Origin of the sequence: Psychrobacter sp. UBA2769 (genome assembly GCF_002352555.1) — a bacterium.
Classification (GTDB): Bacteria; Pseudomonadota; Gammaproteobacteria; order Pseudomonadales; family Moraxellaceae; genus Psychrobacter; species Psychrobacter maritimus.
The window spans coordinates 125,945-139,052 of the sequence record NZ_DEIR01000006.1; the positions used below are offsets into that span (position 1 = coordinate 125,945).

8 protein-coding genes are annotated in these 13,108 nt (G+C 43.2%); 4 read left to right on the forward strand and 4 right to left on the reverse strand.

What is annotated here, in order from left to right:
- The first annotated feature begins 138 nt into the window (after positions 1 to 138).
- Positions 139 to 1,743, forward strand: a complete 1,605-nt coding sequence (locus B3Q63_RS01985; protein ID WP_296173133.1) for an OmpA family protein — start codon at positions 139 to 141, stop codon at positions 1,741 to 1,743.
- Between the two features lie 125 nt (positions 1,744 to 1,868).
- Here the strand turns inward: B3Q63_RS01985 and nagZ are convergent, their stop codons facing one another.
- Complete coding sequence (gene nagZ / locus B3Q63_RS01990; RefSeq protein ID WP_296173135.1) at positions 1,869 to 2,939, reverse strand: beta-N-acetylhexosaminidase; 1,071 nt, start codon at positions 2,937 to 2,939, stop codon at positions 1,869 to 1,871.
- 555 nt (positions 2,940 to 3,494) lie between these two features.
- On the opposite strand from nagZ, the gene B3Q63_RS01995 reads away from it, so the two are divergent.
- Positions 3,495 to 5,705 carry a carboxy terminal-processing peptidase gene (locus B3Q63_RS01995; RefSeq protein ID WP_201562450.1) on the forward strand — a complete coding sequence of 737 codons (2,211 nt, stop codon included), beginning with the start codon at positions 3,495 to 3,497 and terminating at the stop codon, positions 5,703 to 5,705.
- 527 nt (positions 5,706 to 6,232) lie between these two features.
- On the opposite strand, the gene B3Q63_RS02000 is transcribed toward B3Q63_RS01995, so the two are convergent.
- Entirely contained in the window at positions 6,233 to 6,718 is a 486-nt protein-coding gene (locus tag B3Q63_RS02000; RefSeq protein WP_149490575.1) for an FKBP-type peptidyl-prolyl cis-trans isomerase, read from the reverse strand.
- 408 nt (positions 6,719 to 7,126) lie between these two features.
- Between B3Q63_RS02000 and B3Q63_RS02005 the strand changes: the two genes are divergently transcribed.
- Positions 7,127 to 9,136: a M61 family metallopeptidase gene (locus B3Q63_RS02005; RefSeq protein WP_296173142.1), complete on the forward strand. Its 2,010-nt coding sequence runs from the start codon at positions 7,127 to 7,129 to the stop codon at positions 9,134 to 9,136.
- Between the two features lie 157 nt (positions 9,137 to 9,293).
- On the opposite strand, the gene copM is transcribed toward B3Q63_RS02005, so the two are convergent.
- Both copM and B3Q63_RS02015 read right to left on the reverse strand, forming a co-directional pair.
- A complete protein-coding gene (copM, locus tag B3Q63_RS02010) occupies positions 9,294 to 10,121 on the reverse strand; it encodes a CopM family metallochaperone (protein WP_296173143.1) in 828 nt (275 codons plus the stop codon).
- A gap of 260 nt (positions 10,122 to 10,381) precedes the next feature.
- Positions 10,382 to 11,008, reverse strand: coding sequence for a pseudouridine synthase (locus tag B3Q63_RS02015; RefSeq protein ID WP_296173145.1), 627 nt, complete (start codon positions 11,006 to 11,008; stop codon positions 10,382 to 10,384).
- 637 nt (positions 11,009 to 11,645) lie between these two features.
- On the opposite strand from B3Q63_RS02015, the gene icd reads away from it, so the two are divergent.
- Entirely contained in the window at positions 11,646 to 12,905 is a 1,260-nt protein-coding gene (icd, locus tag B3Q63_RS02020) for an NADP-dependent isocitrate dehydrogenase (protein ID WP_281490433.1), read from the forward strand.
- Positions 12,906 to 13,108 lie beyond the last annotated feature (203 nt).

Genomic DNA, 13,108 nt, shown 5'->3' on the forward strand with positions numbered 1-13,108 from the left:
ACTATTAACTTAGTATTAATCGCATGAGCTTATATTAAATAGCCGCCATAAAATATCAATATCAACGCTCTACTTTTTGAGAATGCATGCTATATAAAACAAGCCATTTAAAATAACAATTCATTGAGGAATGACATTATGGATATTATCAGTCACTTAACGCGGACGGTTAGTCCAGCAGTGCTAGGAGATGACCGCACTCCTGCTAAGAAAAATTTACTTGAGCAGTTTTATGCTATTTTTGCCGCGCGCCTAGCCGATAACGATACCTATAATCGTTTTGCTAATGAAAATATCGCCCGTGATGATCAAGGATTTTATGATCGGGTATGGACAGATGGCGCGCACCGTGACCAAATCGCTCGTGAGCTTGCTGTTAAACATAATGTTGACGCTACTGCTGCGCGCGGTTTAATTGCGATGGCCGCGCCACTGGCCTATCACGAAATCAAAAGCTTGGCAGGAACGACGCCTGTACCGCAGTTTTTAAATGACAATCTTGCCAGTTATCAGCATCATATCCCAGTATGGGCAAGTACTGTTCTGCCTGCTGGTATGATTGCGGCTGCACCCGCTGGTGCTCGCGTTTCTGATACGGTCAGCACTGACCCTATCCGCCGCGAAGAGGAAGAAAAAGGCAGCTTTATGAAAGCGCTGCTACCGATTATTGGACTAATTATCTTGGGTGCGTTAGCGTGGGCGCTACTAAGAGGTTGCCAAGACAATCCTGAGCCAGTCGGCAAGCCTGTTGCTACCGAGCAGCAAGCCGTTAACGATGATGGGCAATCAGTGGTTGCTGCGGATATCGAACCTGCGTCATTGCGTATTGCGACTGGTGAAAACAGTGAGCTATACGCTTGCCGTATGAACGTTGGTAATGAGACGCTACAGGGCAATGTTATGGACGCTCTGACCGCCACATTTGGCGATGAAGCCAATAATTGCCGTGCGGATGTCGATGATAACTTCTCAATTGATATGCCTGCTGCCGCTCAGCTTGCATCTATATTACCTATCGTCAAAAACGTACCGAATGCGAGTATGTTAATCAAAGGCGATACGATTACCGTTAATGCGCCTGACGCTGCGGCATTAGATAAATTGGTTGCAGATTTACAAGCGGCTGCGCCAGCGATGACCGTCAAGCCAGAAGCGCCATTAGATGCCCAAGCTGAGATTGATAATAGCCTAACAGCTTCTCAAGCAGCGATGGATAACCTTGGCCAAAATCCTGACCCTCAGGATGTGGCTCGTGCGCTCAGCCTACAAGTGGTGAACTTTGAAGTAGATAAAGCCGTTATTCCTGATGCCAATAAAGCGCTATTAGATCGCGCTGTAAAACTGATGGAACAAGTGCCAGATATGAAGCTGATGATTATTGGTCATACTGATAAAACTGCTGATGCTGCTTACAATATGAAGCTGTCAGAAGAGCGTGCCGAATCTATGAAAGATTATTTGGTCGCGCAAGGCGTTGATCCAACTAAGCTGATGACTAAAGGTATGGGTGAGACCGATCCTATTGCTGAAAACGCCACTGAGCAAGGTCGTTTCCGTAACCGCCGTATTGAGTTTGTGGTCTATGATGAGACAGCAAATGCAAACGATGGCATGGCGATTAGTAACAGTGCCCTTGACCCAGACTTAAATCCATTAGACAGTGATAATGATGATCTAATGCCTGATGCTGATGATGCCAGTCGTGGTACGGCATTAGACCCACAAGCAAGTACCAGTAATTAGTATCATTTTAGACGCGCTTATGGACAACCAGTAAGCTTTAAGTGGAATTTGAATAGCAAAAAAACCGCATCTTGATAAGGTGCGGTTTTTTATGTTGTTAAATCAGCTTTGTTTTGTTAGCTGCATTATTTATAAGCAGTAGGGTCTTTTAAAACCGCTTGCGCTTCTGTTTGAACCGGAAAGAAAGTCTGTAAAACGTTATCTTTTGCTTGTTGCCAATAATCAAACTGCTGGCATGTTGACTCAAGGTCACCTTGCCAAACAGGTATCTGTCCACACATGGTCTTGATGCGTTTTTGGTCAGGATAGGGCAGCTCTTGTGCTGCTGCCGCAGCTTCGTGAGCAGCAACGCGGTCATTACAGACCAAGGCAATATCGCAGCCTGCTTCAATCGCCGCTTTGACACGGGCGCTAACATCGCCTGCTGCTTGTGCGCCTGCCATCGATAAATCATCAGAAAATAACACCCCATCAAAATTAAGCTGATCACGAATGATGTCTTTGAGCCAAATTTTTGAAAATCCTGCGGGTTTATTATCGACTTGGGAAAAAATCACATGCGCTGGCATTAAGGCATCAAGCCAAGGCAACGTCTGCGCAAAAGGCTGCATATCACTATTCATAATCTCATCTAAGCTACGCGTATCTATTGCTTCTGCCACATGTGAATCAGGGGCGATGGCACCATGACCGGGAAAGTGCTTACCGGTGGTCGCCATACCGGCGTCTTTCATGCCGCGCATAAACTGGCTGGCCAGTGCAATAATCGCTTGCGGCTCATGATGAAAGCTACGGTCGCCGATGACTTGGCTGATACCGTCTCTATCGAGCACCGGCGCAAAACTTAAATCAATGCCGACTGCCAATACTTCGGCCGCCATCAAATAACCGCAGTCGTAAGCAAGGCTAAGGGCGCGGCTAGGGTTTTCATTAAATAACTCACCAAGTCTGCCCATCGCGGGCAATGGCGTAAAACCGTGACGTAATCTAGCAACGCGCCCACCTTCTTGGTCAACGCCAATCAATATATCGGCATTGTGATAGCGTATATCGTCACATAAGGCGCGCACTTGCGCCGCGTCTGCCACATTACGGGCAAATAATATTACCCCGCCCACTTGTGCTTGTTTGATTAAACTGACATCTTCAGCAGTCAGTGCGGTACTATCGATATCAATCATTAAGACGCCGTACATTGCGTGATCCTTATTAGGCTATACCTTGTTATATTATCGTTTATGGTCAAAAAAACATTTAAGCTCAAAAAAGCGCTAAGCCATGAGCTGCATTATTTATCGTCATTATTCGCTATCGCTGTTTAGTGCCATGTTGGTTATATTATGACAGTTATTATAAGATGAGCATAATGTCGCGGCTTAATTGATTTAAAACAGCTATGTTGATGAGCTATCTGGTATTTATTTAGTTAGAGCAATAAATAGGTGTGATAGAAAGTTCGTTCGTTGGCTCATAAGACACAGCGTCATGGCGGGTAAGATTATTTATACAGTTTGAGACAGCAGCGTATTTATAGCCATGCTAGTATTGATTGATTTTTTAACGATAAAACTAAAATAACTATCATGTGTTTGCACGCTTTTAATGCTAGCGTATCGCATGGTTTAATGGTAAATATAATACAGTTAAAAACAGTCAGATTTGTGGATAGCCGTTTATTAGATAACTTTTAATATGAATAACAACTAAGCATATTTTGCATACTTTTCACTTAAAATAATTAGGTATATATGATGAAAAAACAACCAGCACAGTGGTTACTCAGTGCAGCGTCAGTGGGTATCGCTGGTCTTATTCTCACCCAAAGCTATGGCACCGCAGTGGCTGATAGCAATACTGAAGGCTTTAAGGCCACCCCTGAGCAACAGGTCACCACCCGTCAGGTAGCGGCATTGCTGGATCGTAGCCATTATCTCAATCAGCCGCTCGATAGCGCAACGGGTAGCGAGATTCTATCCATGTATATCGATAGCCTTGATCCAAACCATACCTTGTTTTTGCAATCTGATGTCGATGAATTTAAGAAAAAATATGCCGATGAATTTGGTGCCCGCTTAAAACGCGGCGACTTATCTGCTGGCGTAGAAGTTTTTGAGCGCTATCGTAAACGCTCTAATGAATACTTCGCGATGGCAAAGAAGCTGCTAAACACAAATCTTGATTTAACCAGTAAAGATAGCATTGTACTTGACCGCGAAAAGCTCAGTCATTTTAAAACCAAAAAAGAGCAGCGTGATTATTGGACGCGTCAGTTAAAGTTTCAGCTGATGAGTATTACTTTGGGTCAAGAAGATGAGAAGGCGAAAGAAAAAGTCTTTTTAGACAATCCTGATATCACGCGCGGACAAGATTTGGTGCGTAATGATGAGCGCACGCCAAGTGAGATTTTGCTCAATCGTTTATCACGCCAGCAAGAGCAGTTTACCCGTCTAAAAAACGACGAAATCATGGAAACCATCTTGAACACGGCGATGCTGACTTATGATCCGCACAGTAATTATTATGCGCCGATTCAAGCCAATGAGCTGCAAATTCAGTCCAGTTTACAATTAGAAGGTATAGGGGTTTCTATTCGCCCTGACCGTAAAAACCCAGACTATACTCGCATTGTGACCTTGGTTGACGGTGGTCCAGCGGCAAAGTCTGGTCAGATTAAACCTAATGATTTGATTATCGGTATCGCTAAAGACGGCGAAACCATGACCGATGTGGTCGGCTGGTCAACGCGTGAAATTGTCGGCTTGATTCGTGGTAAGCGCGGCACTTCGGTGACTATTAAAGTACGTCAACCAAATACCCCAGACGCTAGCGCCCGTAACGTAACCGTAGTTCGCGATATTATTCAACAAGAAGAATCTGGCGTCACCCAGCGCGTCGTTGAAGTTCAGCGCCCTAATATCGATAAAACGCCCAAACGTATCGGCGTCCTTGAGATACCAAGTTTTTATCTCAACTATCGCGCCCGTCGTAACGGCGAAGAGTACCGTAGCGTCAGTGTTGATACTGAAAAAGCTCTTAAAGAGTTGAATAAAAAAAATATCGACGGTCTAGTGGTTGATTTACGTAACAATCCAGGCGGCTCGCTCGATGAAGTTGCCAAGATGCTTGGCTTCTTTATCAAGAGCGGTCCGCTAGTGCAAATTCGCGACAATCGCGGCAATATCCAAGTCTATCGTGATGACGATGGCGGCGAGCAGTTATATGATGGCAAGATGGTCGTTATTACTAACTTAGCATCGGCATCTGCCAGTGAGATCTTTGCTGCAGCGATTCAGGATTATGGTCGTGGCTTAGTCGTCGGCAGTACAACGACGGGTAAAGGCTCGGCGCAGATTCAGCTTGATAGCTTAGCATTGGGCTCAGCAACTTTAACGCAGCGTAAATTCTATCGTATCACCGGCGGTAGTACGCAGAATAAAGGCGTGGTACCTGATGTTGAATTGGTTAATATCTATGATGATGCAACCTTTGGCGAGCGCGCACAGAAAAAAGCCTTGCCGTGGGATACCATTAAAACCGCGCCTTATAAGCCTGAAGGTAAATTTTCTGCCAATACGTTAGCGACGCTAAACCAGCAATCAAAAATCCGTCAGCAGAAAAACCCGCAGTTTGTTTATCTATCAACGCTAAACGATATTCGTAATATGGAAGATGAGAAAAAACCAATTCCGCTTGATATCAATAGCCGCCGTGCCAAGATGCAGCTGATAGAGAAGCGTTCATTGGAAGCTGAAAATAAGCGTCTTATTGCAACAGGTGAGCGTCCTTATGCCAATTGGAATACTTATCAAGCAGCGATGGATGCAAAATTTGAAGAGCGTAGTCAGATGAAAGAAAGTGAACGTCCTGAGCTACCTGAAGACGAAGCCTTTATTAATGAAGCCGCTTATATCATGCTCAGCGCTGATGCAAAAGTACTCGCTAGCCCAGAAGAAAAGCTATAGCAAATAGTATCTTTTAGGCTATCTCTGTTGTCACTAAAAATACGTGTAAGCATATGCTTACACGCATTGACGTTTAGACCTCTTACTAACCTTGGGTCAATCTGCGATTATAACTGTACGGCACGATTGAACGAAAAGGTTCATAGGTACTAGGGATTGGTATCTTAAAGGTCGCATCAGGGATAGGTGGTTTGCTGATTAGGGATGATAAGGCTGGAAGCCTGAATGTTATAAGATGCTCCGGGATTAAGTATCTAATAACATTAACATGGATGGTTAGTGATAAAAGCCGCATAATGCTTGTTGTTATGCGGCTTTGTTACGTCTGCAATCTCGATAATGCTTGTGAGAATAGTCTTTTCAGAAAACTTGTATGACAAAAATTTGTTAAAATCAGCTTACAAAAAAGGTCAGTAGATTGCTCTACTGAGCTTTTTTAGTTAGACGACAACACTATCGTTCATAACTAAGTATTCGCCTAACTATATTAAGCATACTAACGATGGTACGCTAAACTCAAAAAGAGATTAGTGCTCAACGCCACCAGCGCCATGGATATGGCCATGGTTTAATTCGTCTTCAGTTGCTGCACGTACTTCTTGGATTTCAACGTCAAACGTTAAACGCTTACCAGCCAATGGATGGTTTGCATCAACAGTCACTTCTTTGTCATTTACATCAGTAACGGTCACTAGCATAACTTGACCGCCAGCTTCTGACTGAAATTGCATACCAGGCTGGATATCTTCAACGCCTTGGAAGTTTTCACGTGGTACATGCTGTACCGCTTGTTCTTGGTATTCACCGTAACCATCAGCAGGCTCTACAACGGCATTGACTCTTTCGCCAGCAGATTTGCCTTCTAGTTGTTGCTCAAGACCTGGGATGATGTTGCTATGGCCATGCAAATAAGCAAGCGGTTGACCTTCTGGAGACTGGTCAAGGATGTTACCTTCGTCGTCTTTTAGAGTGTAGTTGAACTTGACGGCAGTGTCTTTTGCGATAGTAGTCATAAATTATCCTAAATATGTCGATATTAAAATTTAAATACGGTTGGAATAAACCTAAAAAAGCCAATCAGCCAGCCAAATAGCCACGTCATTAGTCAATTATCATCAGTTTATTAGGGTAACTTTAGCAGTTAGCATCTTTAATTGCGATGCCTCCTATCGGTTTCAAGGTTAAAAGCATAAAAAATGCCAATTAATCGGCGAATTAATGTAAATAAATATGATTTTTACGCTCTTTAGCGATTTCTTCTCTCTTTAATATAAGTAGCGTAAGGTTTGCCAGTTGCGTTTTTGCATAATGACTCCTACCATAGAGACGATCATAACAATAATAATAGTAACGAATAAATAGTAATGACTAATAATAGTAATGACTAATAATAGTGACGATTATAAGGATAAGAAACAATTATGACTGCATCTTCTCAAGCTTTACCTGCTAGTACTTTGAACAGCACTTTAAATCAGCAAACCGCTCCTATCTCTTACCAATTCGACTTTGCACGCTTTTTTGAGCATTTGGTCGATGTAGCGCTGACCTTTACCGCTGATACTGACGCGCCAAGTTTGTGGTTGCCAGCATGGATACCGGGTAGCTATTTAATGCGCGAATTTGCCCGTAATATCACCGCGGTGCACTATGAAATTTTAGATAGCCAAACTCTAAACAATCAAACATTAGATGGTCAACTCACGGACAATAATCAAAAAACAAACACGTATCGCGCGCAGAAAACAGATAAAAATACTTGGCAGCTGCCACAAGTGCGAGCAGGGCAGAGCATACATGTCCATTATGAAGTGTATTGTTATGATTTATCGGTACGTACTGCGTATGTCGACCAGCAGCGTTTATATGGCAATTTTACCTCGCTTGCTTTAGCGATTGAAGGACAAGAGCAAAAAGCGGTAGAGGTTGATTTAATCGTGCCAGCGGTATTTTTAGTCGACAAAGATGCCAGTCATGTGCGCTTGGCCTGTGGACTTGAGGCAGTACAATCACAAGGTGATAAGCTGCGAATATATAATCTACAAGCAGACAGCTATCACGAGCTTATCGATTATCCGTTTGAGATTGCTGAACAAGATAGCTTTGATTTTATTATTCAAGATGATAAGCACCAGACGATTGGCCATCATTTTTATCTTGCCGGTAAGCATAGCGCCAATATGGGACGCTTGCAGCAAGACGTCACGCAAATCTGTCAAACTTATCTAGATTGGCTCGGCGATGCGCCATTTAATGATTACACCTTTATGACCTTTGCTAGTGGTCAGGATTACGGTGGTCTGGAGCATATCAACTCGACCAGTTTGATTACCCCGCGGCGCGATTTGCCCAATGCTGATGAGCCAAAAGTGCCAAGTGCCGATTATCAACGCTTTTTGGGCTTATGCAGCCATGAATACTTCCATGCGTGGTGGGTAAAAACTGTCCGTCCAAATGTGATGTTGGATGTGGATTTACGCCGCGAAGCCTTTACGCCATTGCTATGGGTGTTTGAAGGTTTTACCTCTTACATCGATGATTTTATGTTGCAAGCTTCAGGCGTCATCGATAAGGCAAGCTATCTTAAATTACTCGCCGAACAAATCAATCGCTATTACCAAACCCCTGGGCGCGCGCATCAAAGCGTTGCTGAATCGAGCTTTGACGCTTGGATTAAGCTCTATCGCAACGATGAAAACACTGGCAATGCAGGTATCAGTTACTATAATAAAGGCGCATTGGTGGCGTTATGCTTAGATTTAACCTTACTTGCAAAAAGCGCAGGTCGTTATCGTTTGTTTGATGTCGTCAAAGCCTTTTATAGTCAAGCAAAGCAAAAGGATAATAAGCGTATCGGTATCAGTAGTGCCGATATGGGGGCAGTTATCGGGCAGTTTATGCCATTAGCGGATTGGGAAGAGTTTGAGCGCCGTTATGTTAATGGCGTTGAGGAGCTGCCCCTAGAAGCGCTGCTCACAGCAAATGGTATTAAAATTTACCCTAATACCAAAGAGACGGCGGATAAACATGTGCCATGGGGCATGCGCTGTAGTGAGACGCCACTGGGTCTTAAGGTTAATCGCGTAACACGTGATAGTATCGCTGCTAAGGCTGGCATTTCAGCCCATGATGTCGTCGTCGCAATCGATGGTATCAAAGCGGATACTAAGCAATTAGCAACGCTTAGTAAGGCCACACGCGCTGTGGAATGCCATTTATTCCGCCGTGATGAGCTGATGACGGTGAAAGTATTATCTAAATCTGATTTCGCTGATAAAGACGCGCATGACGATAATGAAAAAGCATTTCCACATAGCGTCAGCTTACGTCTAGCAAGGGCTAGTACCGATTGCGAAGGTGATGGTGAATATGCAGACTATGCAAATACTGAAAACGCTTGGCTTAATGCGATAGCGCGCTATAAAAATTAATAGCTAGAGTAGCTAGGCAGGTTAAAAGCGATTAGACATTTAGATATTAAAAAACCCTTGCTAAGTGACGCAGCTTAGCAAGGGTTTTATATTTTTAAGGCTTAAAGCGTTATCAGCAAAAATTAGGCAGAAATGCTACTACCCTAAATATTTACTCTTAAGACTTAGCGTTCTCTTTAATCTCTTTTTCATCTCCAATAACGGCTTCAGCATTATCATTAACCGTCGCTTTATTGGCTTTATGAGCCGTAATCCAATTTTGCATCAGCGCAATCTCAGGCTGCTGGGCATCGATGATGTCTTCGGCTAGCTTACGCATCTCTTCATCCGTACCGTACTGAAGCTGTACTTTAGCCATATCTACTGCGCCAATATGATGCGGCAGCATACCGCGCGCAAAGGCCATATCAGCCTCAGGTTCGGCAATACCAAGCATCATATCACTATGCATGGTATTCATCCCTTTAGCGTAAGCCGCTTGCATGGCCTCGGTATTGGGTTTGGGTTTGGGCGCATCAGGGTGGCTAGCCAGCCATTTATTCATGATATCGATTTCAATTTGCTGTGAGTCGATAATGTCTTGGGCAAGTTTGCGCATGGTCTCATCGGTCCCATACTTCAGCTCAATCTTTGCCATATCGACCGCGCCGCGATGATGACCGAGCATCCCTTTGGCAAAGGCGGTATCGGGATCGTTATAACCCATACCAACCATCATCTCATTATGCATACTGGTCATCGACTTTGTATAGTCTTTTAGCATATCCGTCATTTGTGCTTCGTCTACTACATCGCCACTCGCAGACATATCATGGCCAGCATGGGCGTCCATATCGTCAGCCGCTTCAGACGGCTCAGTCGTGGTTGTTATTGCTTCTTCTGCCGGCATTACCTCGGTATCCTCTGTTACGGGCTGGCAAGCACTCAGCAGCAACGCCGCAGAGATACTAGTGGCAAACAAGGTAAAACGACGAGAAGCAATCATGATATATCCTTACTATCAATAAAAAATAACAAACCAGACAAACAATAAGCAAGCTGCAGGCGATATCCGCCATATTAAATACAGATATCGCCCAAAGATAATATGGTTTTGTAGCTTAGCAGATAAACCTTGCTCATTCGAGACGCTATGTTTAACAAGTCGTAATATCTTTAACAAGCTCAATAGCAAAATTGATTAATAGGTACTTGAAGTGAGTAGGCATTAACAAGCTATAAGGTTAAACATCTAATTAATAACGTCTAATCTATAACGCCTAATTGCTGACAACGCTCACGACTTAAATGAATACGCACAAATTCGCCAACGCCAAGCGACCCAAGCTCGAATCCAGCCACTGACCAACGAATAAGACGCAAGCAAGGTAAGCCTACATGCGCGGTCATACGCCTAACTTGGCGATTTTTACCTTCATAGATGGTCAGCATAAGCCATGAAGTCGGCACACTTTTGCGCTCACGAATAGGTGGATCGCGTTGCCATAGCGCAATCGGTAAATCCGCTTCATCAACCAGTAGCGCCGTTGCCGGTAAGGTTTTGCCATCTTTTAACTGGACTCCAGCAGCCAATTGCTTTAGTTGGTCAGCACTTACCAGACCTTCTACTTGTACCAAATAAGTCTTACCTTGTTTTTGCTTATTTTGCGCAAAATTCTTGGCAGCAGGCGGCTGGGTAATGGCTTTATTAACCCGTCCGTCACTGGTCAAAATCAACAAGCCTTCTGAGGTGGCATCCAGTCGACCGGCGACGCGAAGAGATTTATCGGTGAAATACTCCGATAGGGTACTGTGATCATTATTGCTATCATCACGAAATTGACTTTGTACTCCGTAAGGCTTGTTGAATAGAATCAGGCTGGAGGTCGACATAAAATAGCGTTTCCCAAAGATAAAAACTGAATGTAGGGTAAATAGAATTAATATTAAAAGAGTAAGCTTCTGATACAACATGAGCATAATGTAAGGCTATTCTTATAATTATCTATAACCATGTTATGATTGTGGTATTTATCATAATGATAACTAAAAATGGCTCATGCAAAACAAAAATTATCAAGCACGCTTTATCTTAGTACAATGGCTAAGACAGCTTGCGGTTTTTTGTATGACTTAATTCGCAAAATCTGAAAAATTTCATGCATTTTTTTTGTCATTTTACTTATTGTAATAACATCTGATTTTTTCGATAAATGACCAAGCAATTTTTGCAGTAGCTTTAGTTTTTACATAATTATTAAAATAAGTATTAATCATATCATCAACAATATCTTTAAGTATTACTCTTAAAACTATTATACATCACCTAGCCAAGCATGTCGGCTTAGCTATATTCTGCTCAGTACGCTCTGCTCAATATGTTCTGCTCAAATAATTAGCGTTTAACTCGCTATGCTGCTTAGCTAAAGTCAAAAGCAAAACATAAATAGCTAGCGAAGATAACAGAATGCCAATGATGCCATGATGCTTGCGCTATCTACTATAAAAATACAATTAAGGAGTTTGACCCATGCCATATGAAAAGGTAATCGTCCCAAGAGACGGCGAAAAAGTAACCGTTAATGCTGATTTAACCCTAAACGTACCCAATCATCCAATTATTCCCTTTATCGAAGGCGATGGTATCGGTGTGGATATCACACCGGTGATGATTAAAGTCGTCGATGCCGCGGTATCAAAAGCCTATCAAGGCAAAAAGTCCATCGTTTGGATGGAAGTATATTGCGGCGAAAAAGCCTCGAAAATTTATGATGGTGAATATCTACCGACCGAAACGCTTGAGGTTCTTCGCGAATATGTGGTGAGTATCAAAGGTCCATTGACCACGCCAGTTGGCGGCGGTATGCGTTCGCTAAACGTCGCGCTACGTCAAGAGCTTGACCTATACGTCTGTCAGCGTCCAGTACGTTGGTTTGAAGGCGTGCCAAGCCCTGTGCATAGCCCAGAATTAACAGACATGGTGATTTTCCGTGAAAACTCAGAAGATATCTATGCGGGTATCGAGTGGAAAGCGGGCAGTGATGATGCCAAAAAAGTCATCAAGTTTTTGAAAGAAGAGATGGGCGTGACCAAAATCCGTTTTTCCGATGACTGCGGTATCGGTATTAAACCTGTCTCAAAAGAAGGCTCGCAGCGTTTGGTGCGTAAAGCCATCCAACATGCTATCGATAATGACTTACCAAGTGTCACCCTCGTGCACAAAGGTAATATTATGAAATTTACAGAAGGCGCGTTTAAAGAATGGGGCTATGAGCTTGCCGCTGAGCGTTTCGGTGCTGAATTGCTCGATGGCGGTCCTTGGATGACGATAAAAAATCCAAAAACGGGTAATGAGATTGTCATTAAAGACGTCATTGCCGATGCTTTTTTACAGCAAATTCTCATGCGCCCTGCTGATTATTCGGTTATCGCAACGTTAAACTTAAACGGTGATTATATTTCTGATGCGCTGGCCGCAGAAGTGGGTGGTATCGGTATCGCACCGGGTGCCAATAAAGGTGGGTCAATCTCTGTCTATGAAGCAACTCACGGGACAGCGCCTAAATATGCTGGTCAAGATAAGGTCAATCCAGGTTCATTGATTTTATCTGCTGAAATGATGCTACGCGATATGGGTTGGACAGAAGCTGCCGACCTTGTGATTGATGGTATCAAAGGGGCGATTAAGAATAAAACCGTCACTTATGACTTTGAGCGTTTGATGCCAGATGCTGTTTTGCTCAGCAGCTCTGAGTTTGGTCAAGCCATTATTAAACATATGGATGCTTAATTGGCCAATAAGTTAAGAAACTTTGGTTAGCTGAGTTTTACCCAGTTATATTTTAAAAAGCCATCTACAACAATGCAGGTGGCTTTTTTTATGGTTATCTATTTATTTAGCCATAAAAAAACACCCCAAAAGTCTCAGACCTTTGGGGTGTTTGATTCATGCTGACTTAGCAACGTTTACTATGTCAGTTTAGAGCCAACTAT